The sequence below is a fragment of the Streptomyces sp. f51 genome (genome assembly GCF_037940415.1).
Lineage (GTDB): Bacteria > Actinomycetota > Actinomycetes > Streptomycetales > Streptomycetaceae > Streptomyces.
The window spans coordinates 652,012-673,083 of the sequence record NZ_CP149798.1 but is presented as its reverse complement, the minus strand read 5'-3'; the positions used below and the strand labels follow the sequence as shown (position 1 = coordinate 673,083).

Below are 21,072 nucleotides of genomic sequence, written 5' to 3'. Positions count from 1 at the left end.
AACAGGAATTATGCGGTCCAACTCCGCTCGGCAGAGCCATGGTTGTCATGATGCTGGCTTCGCAGGCCCGTACCGACGTCCGCCCGTAACGACGCACTGATGCCGGCCGTCGCCGGCACTCCCGAGAGAAGTGATCCATGGTCTCCGAGAACTCCGACGCCACGGGTGGCGACCCGGACGCCCTAGCGCTGAAGATACTGGTCGCCGGCGGGTTCGGCGTCGGGAAAACCACCCTGGTGGGCGCTGTCAGCGAGATCCGGCCGCTGCGCACCGAGGAACTGCTGAGCGAGGCCGGCCGGCCGGTCGACGACACCGACGGCGTGGGCCAGAAGACCACCACGACAGTGGCCATGGACTTCGGGCGCATCACCATCCGGTCCGGCCTCTCGCTCTACCTCTTCGGAACACCCGGCCAGGACCGCTTCTGGTTCCTGTGGGACGAGTTGTCGACAGGCGCTCTGGGTGCTGTCGTTCTCGCCGACACCCGACGCCTCGAGGACTGCTTCCCGGCGGTGGACTACTTCGAGAACCGCCGCATTCCCTTCGTGGTCGCCGTCAACTGCTTCCCGGACGCTCGGACATACGGTGCCCAGGACGTCTCGCACGCCCTCGACCTCGACCAGGGGACACCGGTCGTCCTCTGCGACGCACGCGAACGCGACTCGGGGAAGGAGGTGCTGATCCGGCTCGTCGAGTACGCGGGGAGAGTGCACACCGCCCGGCTGCTGGAATCGGTCGGCTGAGACCGGGCGCTCGCCGCGTCGTCCGTGCCCGGCACGACGGTTCGTACCTGCTCGTCGGCCATCTTCTCTGCCATGCCATCCGTGCGCCTTGCCCGGACGGCGGCAGTGGGGAAGGCTTGCTGGTCGAATCCTCCGGCCAGGGGGAGCGGCACACGGGGAGACCGGATCATGGATCAGAACACGGGACTCGGCTGGTTGCTCGACGACCTCACCGAGCGCGTCGAGCACGTTCGGCACGCGCTGGTGCTGTCCAACGACGGGCTGGTGACGGGCGCGAGCACAGGACTTCGACGCGAGGACGCGGAACACCTCGCCGCGGTGTCGTCGGGACTGCACAGCCTGGCCAAGGGCTCCGGCCGTCATTTCGGCGCCGGGCAGGTACGGCAGACGATGGTCGAGTTCGACGAGGCGGTGCTCTTCGTCACCACGGCCGGATCGGGGAGCTGTCTGTCCGTCCTCAGCGGAGCCGAGGCGGACATCGGGCAGGTCGCGTACGAGATGACGTTGCTGGTGAACCGCGTCGGAGAGCACCTTCGCGTGGACGCGCGACAGCCGGAAGGCAAGCCCGCTTCGGAGTTCTGACCTGCCGATACGTCGCTGCGGCCGAGGTTTTCCACAGGCTCGCCACGATGTCGGACAAGCCGGATACGGTTTTTCCCGAGGCGAGCGCAGACCGGCGCGAGCCTCCCACACCACAGGGGAGACCGTCATGTCCGGGACCACCATCACGCAGTCCGCCACCGTCTCGCTCAGCCGGGCCGCACGGGAACTGGAGCTCCGGCGAGGCGAGTTCGACCTCGCGCTGCACCTCGGCTGTGTCCGCTCGGTGCCCGACGAGGGAGGCGGGGGACGCCGGGTCACCCGTGCGGAGATCGACCGGGTGCGAGCCGAGACCGGCTTTCCGGACGTGCTCCGTGAGCGGGTGAAGGCCGTCGGCACCACGGAGGGCGCCGCTCTCCTGGGTGTCACGAACACCCGGTTCACACGTCTCGCACGCCTGGGACTGGTGGTGCCCGTCAAGGTCTATCTGAACCGCTACCGGGCGGTCGTCTGGCTCTACCTCGCCGAGGAACTGCGGCAGTTCGCCGCCGATCAGCAGAACGCGCCCTTGATGAGCGGCCGGACACCCGAAGCTCTCCGGGACCAGCTGGACGACGGCCTCGACCTCCGTCCCCGCAACTGGCGCGGCCGGCACATGGGGTTCCTGCTGAGGCAGACCGAGGATCCCTGGGCCCGCGCCGCGGTGGTGGCGTCCCTGCTCGACCCCGTCCAAGTGGCCGAGATCGTCACGGACCCCCATGAGCGCGCCCATCTCAACCGTCTTCGGCCCGCGCCCGTCTCACAGGCCGCGCCCGACTCGCCCGGAGCCCACATCGTCCAACGCATCACCACGGCGGACGACCCGGACGAGATCAGCTGGCTGAGGGCGGACCTGGGGCAGAGCGTTCTGGAGGCCAGGGAAGACCGCCCGGCTCCGCGCCCGGCAGCGGACGCCGCACGGGTCCCCGCACAGGTCCCCGCGCCGGACGCCGCACAGGTCCCCGCGCCGGCCTTCGCGCCTGTGCCGTCGGCCGGTCCGCCGACGGGCGCTCCATCGTCAACAGACCGGACCTCACCGCCCCGTGCCGCGCACACCATGCAAGGACGCCCGGCCGCCGCGGACTTCCCGATCACGCGGCGGGAGGCCGCGAGGTCACGAAGGCTGCTCACCTGGCTGCGTGGAAGGGGCCCGGACGACGCCACCTACAGCGCGCGGAACAGTCCTTCCTGCACGACCGAGACCAGCAGCCGCCCTTCGAGGTCGTAGATGCGGCCGCGGGCCAGCCCGCGCCCACCCGTCGCGATCGGCGACTCCTGGTCGTACAGGAACCACTCGTCCGCACGGAACGGCCGGTGGAACCACATGGCGTGGTCCAGCGACGCCATGTCGAAGCCGCGGGGTCCCCAGAGCGGCTCCACCGGGATGCGGACGGCGTCCAGGAGGGTCATGTCACTCGCGTAGGTGAGAGCGCAGGTGTGCACGAGCGGATCGTCGCCCAGCGGTCCGACGGCGCGCATCCACACAGCGCTGCGCGGCTCGGCGCCCTTGGTCTCCTCGGGCGTCCAGCGCAGCCGGTCCACATAGCGGATGTCGAACGGCTGGCGTCGCGCCATGCGCTCCAGCGTTTCCGGCAGAGCTCCCAGATGCTCCTTGATCTCCTGCGTCACCGTCGGCAGGGACTCGGGGTCCGGCACCTCGCGGGCCGGCGGCAGCTGGTGCTCGAAACTCCCTTCCTCGGGCTTGTGAAAGGAGGCGGTCAGATTGAAGATCGTGCGGCCCTGCTGCACGGCGGTGACCCGGCGCGTGGTGAACGACCGCCCGTCCCGCACCCGTTCGACCTGGTACACGATCGGCACCCCCGGCCGGCCAGGACGCAGGAAGTACGCGTGCAACGAGTGCACGGGCCGGTCGCCCTCCGTGGTGCGGCCGGCGGCGACCAGCGCCTGGCCCGCCACCTGGCCGCCGAAGACCCGCTGGAGCGACTCCTGCGGGCTGCGCCCGCGGAAGATGTTGACCTCGATCTGCTCCAGGTCGAGCAGGTCGACGAGCCTTTCGGCCGGGTTCGTCATCGGTGGGATTCTCCTGTGCTCACAGCTGTCCGACGTCGGTGACCTTGACGATGGCACGGCCCTCGGCGTCCGAGGCCGTGAGGTCGACCTCCGCGCTGATGCCCCAGTCGTGATCGCCGTTGGGGTCCGCGAAGGTCTGGCGGACGCGCCACAGACCGTTCTGCGGCTCCTCCACGATCGAGAGCAGCTTGGGACCACGGGCGTCGGGGCCGGTGCCGAGGTCCTCGTACTCGTCCCAGTACTTGTCCATCGCCTCGCCCCACGCGTCGGCGTCCCAGCCGGACTCGCCGTCCATCTCGCCGAGTTCGTCGACGTTGTCCAGCGCGGCCAGCTCGACCCTGCGGAACATCGCGTTGCGCACCAGGACCCGGAAGGCGCGTGCGTTCGAGGTGACGGGCTTGACCTGGTCGGCCTTCTCCTGGGCCTCCTCGGCCGTCATCACCTCGGGGTTGGCGAGCTGCTCCCACTCGTCGAGAAGGCTGGAGTCGACCTGTCGCACCATCTCGCCGAGCCAGGCGATCAGGTCCTCCAGATCCTCGGACTTGAGGTCGTCCGGGACGGTGTGCTCCAGCGCCTTGTAGGCGCTGGCCAGGTAGCGCAGGACGATGCCCTCGGTGCGGGCGAGCTCGTAGAAGGAGACGAACTCCGTGAAGGACATCGCCCGTTCGTACATGTCACGGATGACGGACTTCGGCGACAGCGGGTGGTCGCCGACCCACGGGTGGCTCTTGCGGTAGGTGTTGTACGCGTGGAAGAGCAGCTCCTCCAGCGGCTTGGGGTACGACACGTCCTGGAGGCGCTCCATGCGCTCCTCGTACTCGATGCCGTCGGACTTCATCGCGGCCACGGCCTCACCACGGGCCTTGTTCTGCTGGGCCGCGAGGATCTGCCGGGGTTCGTCCAGCGTGGACTCCACGACGGACACCATGTCCAGGGCGTACGACGGGGACTCCGGGTCCAGCAGGTCGAAGGCGGCGAGCGCGAACGTCGACAGGGGCTGGTTGAGCGCGAAGTCCTGCTGGAGGTCGACCGTCAGCCGTACGATGCGGCCGGTCGCGTCGGGCTCGTCGAGCTTCTCCACGATGCCGCCGTCGAGGAGCGAGCGGTAGATCGCGATGGCCCGGCGGATGTGCCGCAGCTGCTGCTTGCGCGGCTCGTGGTTGTCCTCCAGCAGATGCCTCATCGCGTCGAAGGCGTTGCCGGGCCGCGCGATCACCGAGAGCAGCATCGTGTGCGTCACGCGGAAGCGCGAGGTCAGCGGCTCGGGATCGGAGCCGATCAGCTTCTCGAAGGTGCTGTCCGTCCAGCCGACGAAGCCCTCGGGAGCCTTCTTGCGGACCACCTTGCGGCGCTTCTTGGGGTCGTCGCCCGCCTTGGCGAGCGACTTCTCGTTCTCGATGACGTGCTCGGGGGCCTGGGCGACGACGTAGCCCGCCGTGTCGAACCCCGCGCGCCCGGCCCGGCCGGCGATCTGGTGGAACTCGCGGGCGCGCAGCGTCCGCACCCGGGTCCCGTCGTACTTCGTCAGCGCGGTGAACAGCACCGTGCGGATGGGGACGTTGACGCCGACACCGAGGGTGTCGGTGCCGCAGATGACCTTCAGGAGACCGGCCTGGGCCAGTTTCTCCACGAGCCGCCGGTACTTGGGCAGCATGCCGGCGTGGTGCACCCCGATCCCATGGCGTACGTAACGGGACAGGTTGCGGCCGAACTTGGTGGTGAACCGGAAGTTGCCGATGAGCTCGGCGATCTGGTCCTTCTCCTCGCGCGTGCACATGTTGATGCTCATCAGCGCCTGCGCCCGCTCCACGGCCTGCGCCTGGGTGAAGTGCACGATGTAGACCGGGGCCTGCTTGGTGGCGAGCAGTTCGGTGAGCGTCTCCGTGAGCGGGGTGAGCACGTATTCGTAGGAGAGCGGGACCGGCCGGGTCGCCGAACGGACCACGGCCGTGGGGCGGCCGGTGCGGCGCGTGAGGTCCTTCTCGAACATGGAGACGTCACCGAGCGTCGCCGACATCAGGATGAACTGCGCCTGCGGAAGTTCCAGGATCGGGATCTGCCAGGCCCAGCCGCGGTCGCCCTCGGCGTAGAAGTGGAACTCGTCCATGACGACCTGGCCGACATCGGCGTGCTTGCCGTCCCGCAGCGCGATCGACGCCAGGACCTCGGCGGTGCAGCAGATCACCGGAGCGTCGGCGTTCACGGAGGCGTCGCCGGTGAGCATGCCCACGTTCTCGGTGCCGAACATCTTGCACAGCTCGAAGAACTTCTCCGAGACGAGCGCCTTGATCGGCGCGGTGTAGAAGGTGACCTCGTCCCGGGCGAGCGCGGCGAAGTGCGCGGCCGCGGCGATCATGCTCTTGCCCGAGCCGGTGGGCGTCGAGACGATCACGTTCGCTCCCGAGACCACCTCGATCAGCGCCTCCTCCTGATGGGGGTAGAGCGTGATGCCGCGCTCCCCGGCCCACGACTCGAAGGCTTCGTAGAGGGCGTCGGGGTCTGTGGTCTGCGGCAGCTGATCGATGAGGGTCACGCCCCCATCTTGCCTGTCGATACACGCGATGGGGGAATCGGATGTTCGGGGAAAGATCACGACCGCTACGCTGTGGCGCCGGTGACGCGTCGGCGTGCACGGGCAACTGGACAGCGTTACAAGAGAAATGGGGCGGGGAACGGCCATGATGGGACCAGCACACTCACTGTCGGGGGCCACGGCCTGGCTGGGCGTCGGAGCGGCTGCCGCCGCGACCGGCCACGCCATGCCCTGGCCGGTCCTGCTCGTCGGCGCCCTGATCTGCGCGGGCGCCGCTCTCGCCCCGGATCTGGACCACCACGCCGCCACCATCTCGAACGCCTTCGGCCCGGTGTCGCGAAGGCTGTGCGAGATCGTCGACAAGCTCTCCTACGCCGCCTACAAGAGCACCAGGAAGCCGGGCGACCCCCGGCGCAACGGCGGACACCGCACGCTGACGCACACCTGGGTGTGGGCGGTGGCGGTCGGATCGGGCACGGCGGTCCTGGCGATCACCTGCGGTCGCTGGGCGGTCCTCGGCATCCTCTTCGTGCACATGGTGCTCGCCATCGAGGGCCTGCTGTGGCGAGCCGCCCGCGGTTCGAGCAGCAACGTCCTGGTCTGGCTGCTCGCCGCGACGACCTCCTGGATCCTCGCGCAGACCCTGGACAAGCCGGGCAACGGCTCGGACTGGCTGTTCACCGCGCCGGGCCAGGAGTACCTCTGGCTCGGTCTGCCGGTCATCCTCGGCGCCCTGGTGCACGACATCGGGGACGCGCTCACGGTGTCGGGCTGCCCGATCCTGTGGCCCATCCCGATCGGCCGCAAGCGCTGGTACCCGATAGGTCCGCCCAAGGTGATGCGCTTCCGCGCGGGCAGCTGGGTCGAGCTCAAGGTGCTGACGCCGGTGTTCATGCTGCTGGGCGCCGTGGGCTGCGCGGCCGCGCTGAACTTCATCTGAGTCCGGCGGCTCCCAGGGGCCCGGCTCGGGCGGCGGGGCGCTCGGCGCTCGATGGGGAGCGGCTGTCGCGCTCAGCCGTTCCCACTCGTGCCGGGACCCTGGTCCCCGCCTCCGAACCGTCGTTCGAACTGGGCGATGCGGCCCTCGGAGTCCACCGTGCGGGCCTTGCCGGTGTAGAAGGGGTGGCTCTCCGAGGAGATCTCGACGTCCACGACGGGGTAGGTCTCGCCGTCGTCCCAGTCGATGGTCCGGTCGCTGGTCGCGGTGGAACGCGTCAGGAAGGCGTAGCCGGCGGCTCGGTCGCGGAACACCACGGGGCGGTAGTCGGGCTGCTTGTCCTGCTGCATGGCAACTCCTTGGGGCAGGCGCGGGACGTGTGCCGGTCAACCGGACACGGCGTCCTCGTCGACGATGTGCATCGCGGCTTCCTCCGCCGAGGCCGCGGCGCCGTCGATGCCGATGTCCGTGGCGATGAGCCCGCTCTCCTCGTCCTCGTGCGCGCCTTCGTTCGGTGCCACCAGACGGCCGGAGCGAAGCGCGCCCACCTCGTTGTCGAGCGGCTCTCCGTCGGTGCCCTCGCAGTCACCGATGCCGTCTCCGTCGGATCCGGCGATGTCGGGCAGCTCGTCGGCGAGGCGCTGGTCGAGGGTCTCGCCCGCCCGGCGTTCCGAGGCGGTCACTCCGCGGTGCTCCACCGCCCACGGCCGCTCGGGCGGGGACCAGCCGCGGTCCAGGGGGTCGCTCACGCCGTCCGTGACCAGTGTGTCCTCGGCGTCGAGCAGCCCCGCGTCGTCCTGTACCTCGGATCCGTCGGGCTGGTAGACGTCGTCTCCCCATCCGTCGGCGCTGTCCACAGGTACCTCCAGGGGGTGCGGACGGGACCGCAGCCGCCGTGTTCGACGGCGGGCGCGCGGGCCCGAGGACACAGGCGTCGCTTCCCGCGAACCGGTTGGTTCCCGGGAGTCCCCCGAGCGGGTGCCCACAACCAGCCTTCCACCCCCCTTCGGCACCGCGCAACGCCACAGGGGCCGACCAGCAGCGCAGCAAGGACCGATGTGCCGCCCGCCCGGCCCCTGGCGGGCCGGGTGGCAGGACACATCACGGGTGCGCCGGCCCGCCGGGCACCCGGTTCGGACACGGTGGCCGGTTCCCCTGGCCGGTCGGCCCGCTCACCCGTGCCAGGACCTCCAGAGCGCCGCGTACGCCCCGTCAGCGGCGACCAGTTGATCGTGGCTGCCGAGTTCGCTGATGCGGCCGTTCTCGACGACGGCGATGACGTCCGCGTCATGGGCGGTGTGGAGACGGTGCGCGATCGCGATGACGGTGCGGCCGTCCAGGACGCGGGCCAGCGAGCGTTCCAGATGGCGGGCCGCCCGTGGGTCCAGGAGGGAGGTCGCCTCGTCCAGGACCAGAGTGTGCGGATCGGCGAGGACCAGCCGGGCCAGTGCGATCTGCTGGGCCTGGGCCGGAGTCAGCGCGAACCCGCCCGAGCCGACCTCGGTGTCCAGGGCGTCGTCCAGTGCCCGTACCCATCCGGCCGCGTCGACCGCGCCCAGAGCGGCCCACAGGCGGGCGTCGACGGAGGCCGGGGCGGAGACGCCTTCGCCCACCTTCGGCGCCGGACCTGGGGCCGAAGCCTGTTCCGGCTGCTGCTCCTCGTGCTGCCCCTGCTCCTCGTCCTGGTGCTGCCGGGAGCGGGGAACGGCCAGCAGCAGGTTGTCGCGCAGGGAGCCCACGAACACGTGGTGCTCCTGGTTGACGAGGGCCACATGCGCCCGGACCTCCTCCGCGGGCATGCGGGACAGCTCGGCGCCGCCGAGGGTGATCCGGCCCTCCCGGGGGGCGTAGATTCCGGCGAGCAGCCTGCCCAGCGTGGACTTGCCCGCGCCGGACGGGCCCACCAGAGCGAGCCGGGTGCCGGGCGGAACCGCCAGGGAGACCTCCCGCAGCACGTCCACGCCCTCCCGGTAGCCGAAGTGCACCCGGTCGGCGTGGACGTCACGCCCCTCCGGGGCCACGGCGGGATCGCCCGCGTCCGGCTCGATGTCCCGGACGCCGACCAGGCGCGCCAGCGAGACCTGAGCCACCTGGAGCTCGTCGTACCAGCGCAGGATCAGCCCGACCGGGTCCACGAGCATCTGGGCGATCAGCGCGCCCGTCGTCAGCTGGCCCACCCCGATCCAGCCCTGGAGGGCGAGCCACCCGCCGATCATCAGGACCGAGCAGAGCACGGTCACATGCGTGATGTTGACGACCGGGAAGAGCACCGACCGCAGCCAGAGTGTGTAGCGCTCCCAAGCCGTCCACTCCCGGACCCGGCGGTCCGACAGCTCGATGCGGCTCGTGCCCAGACGGTGCGCCTCGACGGTGCGCCCGGCGTCGACCGTCTCGGCGAGAACGGCGGCGACGGCGGCGTAGCCGGCCGCCTCCGAGCGGTAGGCGGCGGGCGCCCGCTTGAAGTACCAGCGGCAGCCCATCACCAGCACCGGAACGGCGACCAGGACGGCGGGAGCGAGAACCGGGGCGGTCACGGCGAGACCGCCGAGCAGGAGCGCGGCCCACACCACACCGATGGCCAGTTGGGGCACGGCCTCGCGCATCGCGTTCCCGAGCCGGTCGATGTCGGTGGTGATGCGGGACAGCAGGTCGCCCGTCCCGGCCCGTTCGAGGACGCCGGGCGGCAGACCGACCGACCGCACGAGAAAGTCCTCGCGCAGATCCGCCAGCATCCGCTCGCCGAGCATCGCACCGCGCAGCCGCACCTGGCGGACGAACGCGGCCTGGACGAGGAGCGCGACGGCGAAGAGGGCGGCGGTGACCCCCAGATGGAGGTCGCGCGCGTGGTCCGAGACCCGTTCGACCACCGAGCCCAGCAGATAGGGCCCGGCCATCGAGGCCACGACGGCCACGGTGTTGACGGCCACCAGGAGCAGGAAGGCCCTGCGGTGCCGTCGGAACAGCTCGGTGACGTAGGCGCGTACGGTCGCGGGCGCGCCGACCGGCAGGGTGTTCGCCGTCGTCGGGGCGGCCGGGTCGTACGCCGGTGGCGCCACGCCGATCATGCCTTCTCCTCGATCTCTTCCAGTACGCCGTCAAGGACGGCCTCGTCGTCCGCGGTCACCTCGCCGAGAGGAGCCCGGCCCGTGAGTTCTCCGGCGGCCCCCTCCTCGGTCTCCCGGGTCACCACGGCCCGGTACCGCGGCTCGCTCTGCACCAGCTCGCGGTGCAGACCCACCGCGGCGACCTCGCCCTCATGGACCAGGACGACCCGGTCCGCGTGGTCCAGGAGCAGCGGGGACGAGGTGAAGACCACGGTCGTGCGCCCGGCGCGCAGGGAGCGCACCCCATCGGCGATCCGGGCCTCGGTGTGCGAGTCGACGGCGGACGTGGGCTCGTCCAGGACGAGTACCTCCGGGTCCGTGATCAGGGACCGGGCCAGCGCGAGACGCTGGCGCTGGCCACCGGACAGGGAGCGCCCGCGCTCGGTGACGCGCGCTTCCATCGCATCCTCCGCGCCGAGCGAGCCCTGGGCGAGAGCTTCCAGCACGTCGCCGCACTGCGCGGCGGACAGGGCCGCCTCGGCGCTCACGAGACCTGACGCGGGCACGTCGAGCAGTTCGCTCAGGGAGCCGGACAGCAGCACCGGGTCCTTGTCCTGGACGAGGACGGCGGTGCGGGCGCACTCCAGAGGCAGCTCGTCCAGCGGCACGCCCCCGAGGACCACCGACGCGGTCTTCGGCGCGCCGTCGGGCCTCTCCTCGGTCGGTTCGGAGGCATGGCCGCCGAGCCGTTCGGCCAGCAGGCCCGCCGCGTCCGGATCACCGCAGACCACGGCGGTGAACCTGCCCGAGGGAGCGAGCAGACCGGTCACCGGGTCGTACAGATCGCCGCTCGGCACCTGCCCGGCGAGTGAACCGCCGCTGTCCATGGCCCGTTCGAGGGACAGCACCCGTGCCGCTCGCCTGGCCGACGGGCGAGAGAAGGAGTAGGCCATGGCGATTTCCTCGAAATGGCGCAAGGGGTAGGTGAGCAGCATGACCGCGCTGTACACGGTGACGAGTTCGCCGACCTCGATCCGGCCGTCCCGGGCCAGCTGCACGCCCCGCCAGACGACGGCGATCATCAGCAGACCGGGCAGAAGCACCTGGATCGCCGAGATCAGCGCCCACATGCGCGCGCTGCGTACGGCGGCCCGGCGGACCTCCTGCGAGGCGCGGCGGTAGCGGTCGAGGAAGAGTTCCTCGCCGCCGATTCCGCGCAGCACCCGCAGGCCCGCCACGGTGTCGGAGGCCAGCTCGGTGGCCCGGCCCGCCTTCTCCCGCTGGAAGTCGGCGCGCCGGGTGGCACGGGGCAGCAGCGGCAGTACGGCCACCGCCAGCACCGGTACGCCCACGGCGACGATCACCCCCAGGGCCGGCTGGTAGACGGTCAGCGCCACACACACCACCACGACCGTCACCGCGGCCGCCGTGAAGCGGGACACGGCCTCCACGAACCAGCCGATCTTCTCGACGTCGCCGGTGGAGACCGCGACCACCTCGCCCGCCGCGACGCGCCGGGTGAGCGCGGAGCCGAGCAGCGCGGTTCTGCGGGCCAGCAGCTGCTGGACGCGCGCCGCCGCGGTGATCCAGTTGGTGACGGCGGTGCGGTGCAGCATGAGTTCGCCCAGGGCGATGCACGCGCCGCACGCGGCCATCAGCGCTCCGGTAAGAGCCAGCCGGGTGCCGGAGCGGTCGACGACGGACTGGACGGCGAGGCCGACGCAGAACGGCAGCGCGGACACGGCCAGGAAGTGCAGCAGCCCCCAGGCCAACGCCTTGAACTGTCCGCCGAGCTGATTCCGTCCCAACCACCACAGGAATCGGGGACCTGAGCGTGCGTCGGGCACACCCGGATCGGGATACGGAAGGTCTTGGATCTGCATGACGTCCCAGTGGCTCGTGTCAGGCGATGGAGAGTGCGACGGAATCCGGCAGCCGTGGCCGGGGGCCGGCAGCAAACCGTGAAAGGTTCGCGTCGCGGCGTGGTCGAAAGCAAACGGTTTTCCGCTCCGGCGGAAGGAACCGGCCCGGGGTGACGGCGACGGGCCGGGACGGGTGGGGCGGGCGATTCGCCCGATACCTGGTGCAGGATGGGCGGCATGCGAAAGAACGGTGCGATGCGTACGGGGCTCGCGGCCATGGTCTGCGGGGCGATCGCGGTCACCCTCTCGGCCTGTGGCGCGGAGGGCGGAGGCGGCGGCGAGATGAAGGGCCATGCGGGGGCTCCCGGAGGGATCGCCCGAAAGAGTGCGCCCGCCATGGACCCGACGCGCATCCCGGACGTGGGCGACCGGCTCCAGCGGCGGATCCCCTCCGACTCCCGCCAGGTCCTGGCGGTGTACGGCGAGGGCAAGGACTCCGCGGACTCCACGGCCGTGCTGTACACGAAGTCCGGTGCGCACTGGGAGAAGACACGCAGCTGGGCCGCGCACAACGGGAAGAAGGGCTGGACCGGGGACCACCACGAGGACGACAAACGCAGTCCCGTCGGTGTGTACACACTGAGCGACGCCGGTGGCGTGCTCGACGATCCGGGCGCCCGGCTGCCGTACACCCAGTCGGAGACGTTCCAGGCCCCGCACTACTGGGCGAAGTCGCACTGGCACGACTTCGACTACGTCATCGCCATCGACTACAACCGCCTCAAGGGCAATCCGCCGGACGATCCGACCCGGCCCTGGGGCGACGACAAGGGCGGCGGCATCTGGCTGCACCTGGACCACGGCAGCGGCACGTCCGCGTGCGTGAGCCTGCCCAAGTCGGCCATGGAGTACCTCCTGCGCACCCTCGACCCGGAGCAGCACCCCGTGGTGGTGATGGGGGACAAGGCCGACCTGAAGGCCTAGGTCGTGTCCGGCGTGGTTGGGCGGGTGGCGTGTTCCAGTGCCAGGAGGGCGGAGCGGTAGTCGCGGCCCGTCGTGTGATCCATGCCCACCTCGCACATCCGGTTGGCCGAGAGGTGGGCGTCGAACGCGCGCGAGGTCACGAACGCCGCCTCCTCGCGGGTGGCCGACTCGGTGAGTTCCCTGTGGAGCATGCCGCGGTCGCCCGCGAAGGCACAGCACTCAGCGTCGTCGGGAACGACCACCTCGTCCGCACATGCCTCGGCGACCGCGCGCAGCTGTGCCTCGTCTCCCAAGTGCCGCATGGAGCAGGTGGGATGGAGGACGGCGGAGCCGAGGGTGCGGTGCACCGTGAGGTGGGGGAGCAGTTCCTCGGCGGCCCACACCAGCGAGTCGACGACCCGCAGTTCGGCGTGCAACTCCCGGTTTTCGGCGGTCAGATACGGCACGACCTCGCGCGCGATCCCGAGGGTGCACGACGAGGCGTCCACGACCAGGGGCAGTCTGCCGCCGGCGGTCCAGCCCCAGGCCGCCTCGACGATGCGGTTGGCCATCACCGCGTTGCCCGCGTCGTACCCCTTGGAGTGCCAGATCGTCGCGCAGCACGTGCCCCGTACGTCGTCCGGAATCCACACCGGCCGTCCCGCGCGCTCGGAGACCGCGACGACGGCGCGCGCGAGCGACACGTCTCCCGGACTGCCGAAGACGCGGTTGACGCACGCCGGGTAGTAGACGGCGACCGCGCCCACGCGCGCGGTGCGGGGCATGGCGGAGGGCGCGGGCCCGGGCATCCGCGGCAGCCATTCGGGCACGAGATCGGGGCGTACGACCTTGCGGGCCGCCCTCGTCATGGCGTTCACCCGCCGGTCGCCGATCCGGTCCGCGGCGGCGACGGCCAGTCGCAGGGAGACTTCGAGCGCCCGGAAGTGCCGCGCGGCGAACGCGGCCGCCCTCTCCTCGCGCGGCGCGTGCCGAGCGTGCCGGAACGTCTTCATCAGAGCCCCCGTGTCGATGCCGACAGGGCAGGCCAGCTTGCAGGTCGAGTCGCCCGCGCAGGTGTCCACGGCGTCGTATCCGTAGGCGTCCAGGAGCCCGTTCCGGACCGGTGAACCGTCGGGCTGGCGTGTCATCTCGCGGCGCAGCACGATCCGTTGGCGTGGTGTGGTCGTCAGGTCCTGGCTCGGACAGGTCGGTTCGCAGAAACCGCACTCGATGCAGGGGTCGGCGATCGCCTCGATCCGCGGGATCGTCTTGAGGCCCCGGACGTGCGCACGCGGATCACGGTCGAGCACGACGCGGGGCGCGAGCACGCCGGCCGGGTCGATCAGCCGTTTCGTACGCCACATCAACTCCGTGGCCCTGGGCCCCCATTCGAGCTCCAGGAAGGGCGCGATGTTGCGCCCGGTGGCGTGTTCGGCCTTCAGGGAGCCGTCGAAGCGTTCGACGGTGAGCCGGCAGAACGCGTCCATGAAGGAGGCGTACCGTTCCACGTCGGCGGGCTCGGAGGCGTCGAAGGCCAGCAGGAAGTGCAGATTGCCGTGGGCGGCGTGCCCGGCGACGGCGGCGTCGAAGCCGTGCCGGCCCTGGAGGTCCAGCAGCGCCTCACATGCCTCGGCGAGCCGCCCGGGCGGTACCGCGAAGTCCTCCGTGATGAGGGTCGTGCCGGAAGGCCGCGCGCCGCCGACCGCCGTGACGAACGCCTTGGGGGCGTTCCAGTATCCGGCGACGGTCCGCCGGTCCCGGGTGAGCGAGTTCGTCACCGAGGGCACCGGCGCCACCAGCGGAAGGCCGTCCAGCACCGCGCGGGCCCGCTCCTCGTACGCCTCCTGCGCGGCCTCGTCGGGGGCGCGGAACTCCACGAGCAGCGCGGCCGTCGGGCCGGGCAGGTCGGCCCAGTCCCCGGGCACGCCCTCGACGGCCACCGAGGCGCGCAGGGTGTTGCCGTCCATCAGCTCGACGGCCGAGGCGCCCGCGGCGGTGAGCGGCGGCACGGCGGCGGCCGCAGCCGGCAACGACGCGAAGAAGAGCAGCGCGGCGGAGACCCGGCGGTCCAGCGGCAGGGTGTCGAACACGACCTCCGAGATGAACCCGAAGGTGCCCTGCGAGCCGACCATCAGACCGCGCAGGATCTCGACGGGCGTCGATCCGTCCAGGAAGGCGTCCAGGCGATAGCCGTTGGTGTTCTTGATCGCGTACTTGGCCCGGATGCGGTCGACCAGCCCGGCGTCCGCCTCGATCTCCGCCTTGAGCGCCAGGAGACCGGCGCACAGGGCCGGTTCCGCTCGCTCCAGCCGCTCGTCGGCGTCCGGTTCGGCCGTGTCCACGACCGTGCCGGACGGCAGGACGAACGTGAGCGAGGCCAGGGTGACGTACGCGTTGCGGGTGGTGCCGGCCGTCATGCCCGAGGCGTTGTTCGCGACCACGCCTCCGACCGTGCAGGCGATCGCGCTGGCCGGATCGGGGCCGAGCACGCGCCCGTGCCGCACGAGCGCGGCGTTGACCCGGGCGACGGTCGTGCCGGGAGCGATCCGGACCCGCGCTCCGCCGTCCAGGACCTCGACGCCTGTCCAGTGCCGGCGGACGTCGACGAGGATGTCCTCGCCCTGCGCCTGGCCGTTGAGCGAGGTGCCGGCCGCCCGGAAGACCACGTCGCGGTTACGGCCGTGGGCGTACGAGAGCACGGCCGAGACGTCGTCGATGTCCTCCGGGACCACCACCACCCGCGGCACGAAGCGGTAGGGGCTGGCGTCGGAGGCGTAACGCACGAGGTCGGAGATCCCGGTCAGCACGTTGTCGGCGCCGAGCAGGGCGGTCAGCTCGCCGCGCAGCGGCTCGGGAGTCCCCCCGGCCCGGTCCTCGGGGACCCGGTCGGCCGCCGGTCCCCCGGGCTGCGCGTCGGGGCGCAGACGGTCGGGGTCGGGCTCCAGCAGAGGCATCGGACCACTCCTCACACGCTCGCCGAGCAACGCGGCCCTGACCGGCCGCGCGGACGTCCGTGCGGCCGCCGAGACCGACGGCGCCTTCGGTCCGGTCGGACCGGCTTCAGGAGAGGTGTACCGCCGCGAGTCCGCTCAGCAGCGGTGTTCCACCCTCGGCATGCCGTCGACCAAGGTGTCCAGCAGCCCGCCGAGCACCTCGCGTTGCTCGTCCGTCAATGGAGCCAGGATCTCGTCAGCGGCGCTCCGGCGCACGGCGCGCAGCTCCCGGAGCGCCGTGCGTCCGTCGTCCGTGACCTCGATCCGGATCACACGGCGGTTGGTGGGATCCGGCACCCGGCGCACCTTGCCGCTCGCCTCCAGGCCGTCGACCAGCGTGGTCACCGCACGCGGCACGACTTCGAGACGCTCCGCGAGATCGGCCATACGAGGGGGTGAGGCGTAGTGCGCGAGGGTGCGCAGCAGCCGGGACTGAGCGGGGGTGATGCCCAGCTCGCGCTGCTCCAGATGGCGCTTCTGGATGCGGTGCACGCGGCGTGTCAGACGCAGCAGCTGCTCGGCGAGCAGGCCGTCGGCATCGGGGGTGGTCATGCGGGAACAATATCAGGATGCCGTTCATTGTGAGTATAGGTAACAATGAACCGGGATCCGTCAGCCGTCGGATCCTCATTGATGCCCCCGCCGTCGATGCCCCTTCGTCGGCGGTGCCGTCATCGATGTCCTGTCATCCCAGTTTCCTAGGAGTCCATTGCGTCCCGAACAGCCCACCTGGAACCCGCCACCCGCCGACAAGGACCAACCACGGCAGGTGCGGCGCATTCTCCGCCTCTTCCGGCCCTACCGCGGCCGTCTCGCGATCGTCGGCCTGCTGGTGGGCGCCGCGTCCCTCGTGGGCGTGGCCACCCCCTTCCTGCTGAAGGCGATCCTGGACACCGCGATCCCGCAGGGGCGCACGGGCCTGCTGACCCTGCTCGCGCTCGGCATGATCGCGAGCGCCGTCCTGAGCGGTGTCTTCGGCGTCCTCCAGACCCTGATCTCCACCACCGTCGGCCAGCGCGTGATGCACGATCTGCGCACCGCCGTCTACGGCCGTCTCCAGCGCATGTCGCTCGCGTTCTTCACCAGGACGCGCACGGGCGAGGTCCAGTCCCGCATCGCCAACGACATCGGCGGGATGCAGGCGACCGTCACCTCGACCGCCACCTCGCTGGTCTCCAACCTCACCAGTGTCGTCGCCACGATCGTCGCGATGGTGGCCCTCGACTGGCGCCTGACCGTCGTCTCCCTGCTCCTGCTGCCGGTCTTCGTGTGGATCAGCCGCCGCGTCGGCAACGAACGCAAGAGGATCACCACCCAGCGCCAGAAGCAGATGGCGGCGATGGCCGCCACCGTCACCGAGTCGCTCTCCGTGAGCGGCATCCTGCTCGGGCGCACGATGGGCCGGGCCGACTCGCTGACGAAGTCCTTCGCCGAGGAGTCCGAGGGCCTGGTCGACCTCGAGGTGAGGTCGAACATGGCCGGACGCTGGCGCATGTCGGTCATCGGCATCGTCATGGCCGGCATGCCCGCCGTCATCTACTGGGCCGCGGGCGTGGCCCTCCAACTGGGCGGCCCCTCCATATCGATCGGCACGCTCGTCGCGTTCGTCTCGCTCCAGCAGGGCCTGTTCCGGCCGACGGTCAGCCTGCTGTCCACCGGTGTGCAGATCCAGACCTCACTCGCGCTGTTCCAGCGCATCTTCGAGTATCTCGACCTGCCCATCGACATCACCGAGCCCGAGAACCCCGTCCACCTGGACCAGGTCAAGGGCGAGATCCGCTTCGAGGACGTCGAGTTCCGCTACGACGACAAGGGTGCCCCGATCCTCGAAGGCATCGACATCACGGTCCCGGCCGGCGGCAGCCTCGCCGTCGTCGGTCCCACCGGCTCGGGCAAGTCGACGCTCAGTTATCTGGTGCCCCGGCTGTACGACGTCACCGGCGGCCGGGTGACCCTCGACGGGGTCGACGTCCGGGACCTCGACTTCGACACCATCGCGCGCGCGGTCGGCGTGGTCTCCCAGGAGACGTACCTCTTCCACGCCTCGGTCGCCGACAACCTTCGCTTCGCCAAGCCCGACGCCACCGACGAGGAACTGCACGCGGCGGCGCGGGCGGCCCAGATCCACGACCACATAGCCTCGCTGCCCGACGGGTACGACACGGTCGTCGGCGAACGCGGGCACCGGTTCTCCGGCGGTGAGAAGCAGCGCCTCGCCATCGCCCGCACCATCCTGCGCGACCCGCCCGTGCTCATCCTCGACGAGGCGACCAGCGCCCTGGACACCCGGACCGAGCACGCCGTCCAGGAGGCCATCGACGCCCTGTCGGCCAACCGCACCACGCTCACCATCGCGCACCGGCTGTCCACGATCCGAGGCGCCGATCAGATCGTCGTCCTCGACTCGGGCCGTGCCGTCGAGCGCGGCACGCACGAGGAGTTGCTGGCGGGGGAGGGACGCTATGCCGCACTCGTCCACCGGGACGCCCAACTGGAGCCGACAAGATGACGATATGCCGGGTTTGCGGGCAATAGCGCGTTACCGTGCCCGTTATGCAGACGAACACTCCGCCACGGAGCACGATCCGACTGACGCGCCGGGGCCGAGTCGCCCTCATCGCGACCGGCGCCGTCGTGGCGGCCACCGCCGTGGCGGTGCCGCTGCTGAGCGCGGGGGACGACGACGGGCGCCCGACCTCGCTCGTCGTCCCGGAGGGCTGGCGTTCCGGACAGGTCTACGCGGCCGTCGACAAGGCCCTCAGAATTCCCTCGGGCACCACCAGGAAGTCCCTGGCGAAAGCCCACCTCAAGCTCCCGAACGACGCCGGGGGCAACCCCGAGGGCTATCTCTTCCCGGCGACGTATCCGATCGGCGCGAAGGCGACTCCGGAGTCCTTGCTCAGGTTCATGGTCGACACCGCCGAGAAGAAGTTCAACGGGGCTCCGATCGCGGCGGGCGCGCAGCGCAACGCGATGAACGTCTATCAGGCGGTCACCGTGGCGAGCATCGTGCAGGCGGAGGCCGCGACCGAGGCGGACATGGGCAAGGTGGCCCGGGTCATTTACAACCGTCTGGAGCGCGGTATGCCGCTCCAGATGGACTCGACCCTCAACTACGCGCTGAACCGCTCGACGCTGAACACCAGCGAGGCGGACACCAGGCTCGACAACCCCTACAACTCCTATCGGCGCATGGGCCTGCCGCCCACCCCGATCGCCAACCCCGGCGAGGCGGCGATGCGTGTCGCCGTCAACCCGCCCGCGGGTGACTGGCTGTACTTCGTCACGGTCAAGCGGGGCGACACCCGCTTCACGGCCAGCTACGCGGAACACCAGCGCAACGTGGCCGAGTTCAACAGGCTCCACCACAAGGACGCGTCCCCCGCGGCTTCGACCACGGTCGCTCCGACGGCCTCTTCGACGCCTTCCCGGGCGGCCACTCCCGCGGTTCCCCGGCGGGCCACTCCCGCGGTCCCATCCGCGGCTCCCAGCACGGCCGCGCCCAGCACGGCCGCTCCCGTCGCGTCGCCCACGGCCCCGCCCGTGGCCTCGGCCGCCGTCACACCCGAAGCGACGGAAGCGACTCCCACGACCATCCCGACGAGCTGAACGGCGCGCGGGGCGTCACACGGCGACCCGTTCGTTCGCCAGCAACCGCCTGATGTCCCGTACGGCCGCCCGGCCGGCCCTGTTGGCGCCGATCGTGCTCGCCGAGGGCCCGTAGCCGACCAGATGGATCCGCGGATCCGCGACCACGCGCGTCCCCTCGACGCGGATGCCTCCGCCCCGCTCGCGCAGCCGCAGCGGCGCCAGATGGTCGATCGCGGCCCGGAAGCCGGTCGCCCACAGGATCACGTCCGCGTCCACGCGCGTCCCGTCCGCCCACTCCACGCCGTCCGGGGTGACACGGTCGAACATCGGCCGCCGGTCCAGCACCCCGTCGGCCAGCGCCCGCCGGATCGCGTCGTTCAGCGGCAGCCCGGTCACCGAGACGACACTCCGCGGCGGCAGCCCCTGCCGGACCCGCTCCTCGACGAGGGCGACGGCGGCCCGCCCGAACTCCTCGGTGAAGGGCCCCTCGCGGAAGACCGGGGGACGCCGGGTGACCCAGGTGGTCCCGGCGGCGTGGGCGGAGATCTCCATCAGATGCTGGGTGCCGGAGGCGCCGCCGCCCACGACGATCACACGCCGCCCGGCGAACCACTCGGGCCCCGGGTACTGCGCCGTGTGCAACTGCCGCCCGCGGAACGTCTCCTGGCCCGGATAGCGGGGCCAGAAGGGGCGGTCCCAGGTGCCCGTCGCGTTGATCAGCGCCCGCGTCGACCAGCTGCCGGAGCCGGTCTCCACGAGCAGCCGCCCGCCGGTCCCCTCCCGGACCGCCCGGACGTCGACGGGCCTGCGCACCCGCAGGCCGAACGTCCGCTCGTACGTCTCGAAGTACTCGGCGACGACCTCGGAGGACGGGCGGTCCGGGTCGGCGCCCTTGAGGTCCATCCCGGGCAGGGAGTGCATCCCGTGGACCTTGCCGTACGTCAGTGAGGGCCAGCGGAACTGCCAGGCTCCGCCCGGACGCGGCGCGTGGTCCAGCACCACGAAGTCCCGCTCGGGCTCGAAACCCGTGCGCCGCAGGTGGTAGGCGGCCGCCAGTCCGGCCTGCCCGGCTCCCACGACGACCACATCGACCTCGCGCACACTCACCCCGGTGTCGTTCACGCCTCTGTGAACCGGACGGGGTCCCCGGATCTTCCCGTCGGGCCGTCCACTGTGAGCCACCCGACGCACCCGCGCGCGGGCGACCCGCCGCTCGGCGCCGGGGGCCGTCGCCACAGGCCGGGAACCGGCGCATGGGAGAGGATTGGGGCATGTCCGATGCCTTCACCACGCGGGTCCTGAACATCTCCTCCGGTTCCTCGGAGACCGTCGTCGACCTCACGCGCGACTGCGAGGCCTTCCTCCGCGAGGTCGCGGCGGGCCGCGACGGCCTCCTGAACGTCTTCGTGCCCCACGCCACCGCCGGGATCGCCATCATCGAGACCGGCGCCGGCAGCGACGACGACCTGCTGACCGCGCTGCACTCGCTGCTTCCCGCGGACGACCGCTGGCAGCACCGTCACGGCAGCCCCGGGCACGGCCGCGACCACGTCCTGCCGGCCATCGTCCCGCCGCACGCGACCCTGCCGGTGGTGGACGGGAGCCTGGAGCTCGGTACCTGGCAGTCGGTGTGCCTCGTGGACACGAACCGGGACAACCCGAACCGCCAGGTCCGCCTGAGTTTCCTCGGCTGACCCGCCGCGCCACGGCCGCGTCCCCCGCCGCATGACCCGCCGCGCCACGGCCCCGTAGCTCCGCCGCATGACCCGCCGCGCCACGGGCCCGTAGCTCCGCCG

The 21,072-nt window shown here is 71.2% G+C and carries 16 protein-coding genes and 1 pseudogene; 8 read left to right on the top strand and 9 right to left on the bottom strand.

Annotation, left to right across the window (positions count from 1 at the left end; translation table 11 throughout):
• Window positions 1–137 precede the first annotated feature (137 nt).
• The 3 genes from WJM95_RS02970 to WJM95_RS02960 all read left to right on the top strand — a co-directional run bounded on the left by WJM95_RS02970 (window position 138) and on the right by WJM95_RS02960 (window position 2,550).
• Complete coding sequence (locus WJM95_RS02970; RefSeq protein WP_339127880.1) at window positions 138–743, top strand: ATP/GTP-binding protein; 606 nt, start codon at window positions 138–140, stop codon at window positions 741–743.
• 168 nt (window positions 744–911) lie between these two features.
• Entirely contained in the window at window positions 912–1,325 is a 414-nt protein-coding gene (locus tag WJM95_RS02965; protein ID WP_339127879.1) for a roadblock/LC7 domain-containing protein, read from the top strand.
• 127 nt (window positions 1,326–1,452) lie between these two features.
• A complete protein-coding gene (locus WJM95_RS02960) occupies window positions 1,453–2,550 on the top strand; it encodes a DUF6397 family protein (protein WP_339127878.1) in 1,098 nt (365 codons plus the stop codon).
• Here the strand turns inward: WJM95_RS02960 and WJM95_RS02955 are convergent.
• The gene (locus tag WJM95_RS02955; RefSeq protein ID WP_339127877.1) at window positions 2,487–3,353 is read right to left on the bottom strand and encodes an acyl-CoA thioesterase II; all 867 of its coding nucleotides are present in this window, start codon (window positions 3,351–3,353) and stop codon (window positions 2,487–2,489) included. The genes WJM95_RS02960 and WJM95_RS02955 overlap by 64 nt on opposite strands.
• A gap of 19 nt (window positions 3,354–3,372) precedes the next feature.
• Window positions 3,373–5,886, bottom strand: coding sequence for a DUF3516 domain-containing protein (locus tag WJM95_RS02950; protein WP_339127876.1), 2,514 nt, complete (start codon window positions 5,884–5,886; stop codon window positions 3,373–3,375).
• 145 nt (window positions 5,887–6,031) lie between these two features.
• Here WJM95_RS02950 and WJM95_RS02945 point away from each other — a divergent pair, with 145 nt between their 5' ends.
• Window positions 6,032–6,826 (top strand): metal-dependent hydrolase, encoded by a 795-nt coding sequence (locus WJM95_RS02945; RefSeq protein ID WP_037616798.1) that lies wholly within the window; start codon window positions 6,032–6,034, stop codon window positions 6,824–6,826.
• A gap of 71 nt (window positions 6,827–6,897) precedes the next feature.
• Here WJM95_RS02945 and WJM95_RS02940 read toward each other — a convergent pair whose 3' ends face one another.
• From WJM95_RS02940 to WJM95_RS02925, 4 genes are all read right to left on the bottom strand, one after another.
• Window positions 6,898–7,173 (bottom strand): type B 50S ribosomal protein L31, encoded by a 276-nt coding sequence (locus tag WJM95_RS02940; RefSeq protein ID WP_339127875.1) that lies wholly within the window; start codon window positions 7,171–7,173, stop codon window positions 6,898–6,900.
• 36 nt (window positions 7,174–7,209) lie between these two features.
• A complete protein-coding gene (locus WJM95_RS02935) occupies window positions 7,210–7,680 on the bottom strand; it encodes a DUF5709 domain-containing protein (protein ID WP_339127874.1) in 471 nt (156 codons plus the stop codon).
• A 315-nt stretch (window positions 7,681–7,995) separates the two neighbouring features.
• Window positions 7,996–9,888 carry an ABC transporter ATP-binding protein gene (locus WJM95_RS02930; protein ID WP_339127873.1) on the bottom strand — a complete coding sequence of 631 codons (1,893 nt, stop codon included), beginning with the start codon at window positions 9,886–9,888 and terminating at the stop codon, window positions 7,996–7,998.
• Window positions 9,885–11,750 (bottom strand): ABC transporter ATP-binding protein, encoded by a 1,866-nt coding sequence (locus WJM95_RS02925; RefSeq protein ID WP_339127872.1) that lies wholly within the window; start codon window positions 11,748–11,750, stop codon window positions 9,885–9,887. The genes WJM95_RS02930 and WJM95_RS02925 overlap by 4 nt, the downstream gene beginning before the upstream one ends.
• A gap of 216 nt (window positions 11,751–11,966) precedes the next feature.
• On the opposite strand from WJM95_RS02925, the gene WJM95_RS02920 reads away from it, so the two are divergent.
• Window positions 11,967–12,713, top strand: a complete 747-nt coding sequence (locus WJM95_RS02920) for a L,D-transpeptidase family protein (protein WP_339127871.1) — start codon at window positions 11,967–11,969, stop codon at window positions 12,711–12,713.
• On the opposite strand, the gene WJM95_RS02915 is transcribed toward WJM95_RS02920, so the two are convergent.
• On the bottom strand, window positions 12,710–15,646 hold the full coding sequence (locus tag WJM95_RS02915) for an FAD-binding and (Fe-S)-binding domain-containing protein (RefSeq protein ID WP_339127870.1): 2,937 nt from the start codon (window positions 15,644–15,646) through the stop codon (window positions 12,710–12,712). The two genes, WJM95_RS02920 and WJM95_RS02915, sit on opposite strands and share 4 nt — an antisense overlap.
• Before the next feature lie 135 nt (window positions 15,647–15,781).
• On the bottom strand, window positions 15,782–16,237 hold the full coding sequence (locus tag WJM95_RS02910) for a MarR family transcriptional regulator (RefSeq protein WP_339127869.1): 456 nt from the start codon (window positions 16,235–16,237) through the stop codon (window positions 15,782–15,784).
• Window positions 16,238–16,394: 157 nt separating this feature from the next.
• Between WJM95_RS02910 and WJM95_RS02905 the strand changes: the two genes are divergently transcribed.
• Together WJM95_RS02905 and mltG are read left to right on the top strand one after the other, a co-directional pair.
• Complete coding sequence (locus WJM95_RS02905; RefSeq protein ID WP_339127868.1) at window positions 16,395–18,194, top strand: ABC transporter ATP-binding protein; 1,800 nt, start codon at window positions 16,395–16,397, stop codon at window positions 18,192–18,194.
• Between the two features lie 44 nt (window positions 18,195–18,238).
• Window positions 18,239–19,045: pseudogene (mltG, locus tag WJM95_RS02900) on the top strand (endolytic transglycosylase MltG); the annotation flags it as partial.
• 264 nt (window positions 19,046–19,309) lie between these two features.
• On the opposite strand, the gene WJM95_RS02895 reads toward mltG, so the two are convergent.
• Window positions 19,310–20,398, bottom strand: coding sequence for an NAD(P)-binding domain-containing protein (locus WJM95_RS02895; RefSeq protein WP_339127867.1), 1,089 nt, complete (start codon window positions 20,396–20,398; stop codon window positions 19,310–19,312).
• 149 nt (window positions 20,399–20,547) lie between these two features.
• Between WJM95_RS02895 and WJM95_RS02890 the strand changes: the two genes are divergently transcribed.
• Window positions 20,548–20,970, top strand: coding sequence for a secondary thiamine-phosphate synthase enzyme YjbQ (locus WJM95_RS02890; RefSeq protein ID WP_339127866.1), 423 nt, complete (start codon window positions 20,548–20,550; stop codon window positions 20,968–20,970).
• The last annotated feature ends 102 nt before the right edge of the window (window positions 20,971–21,072 follow it).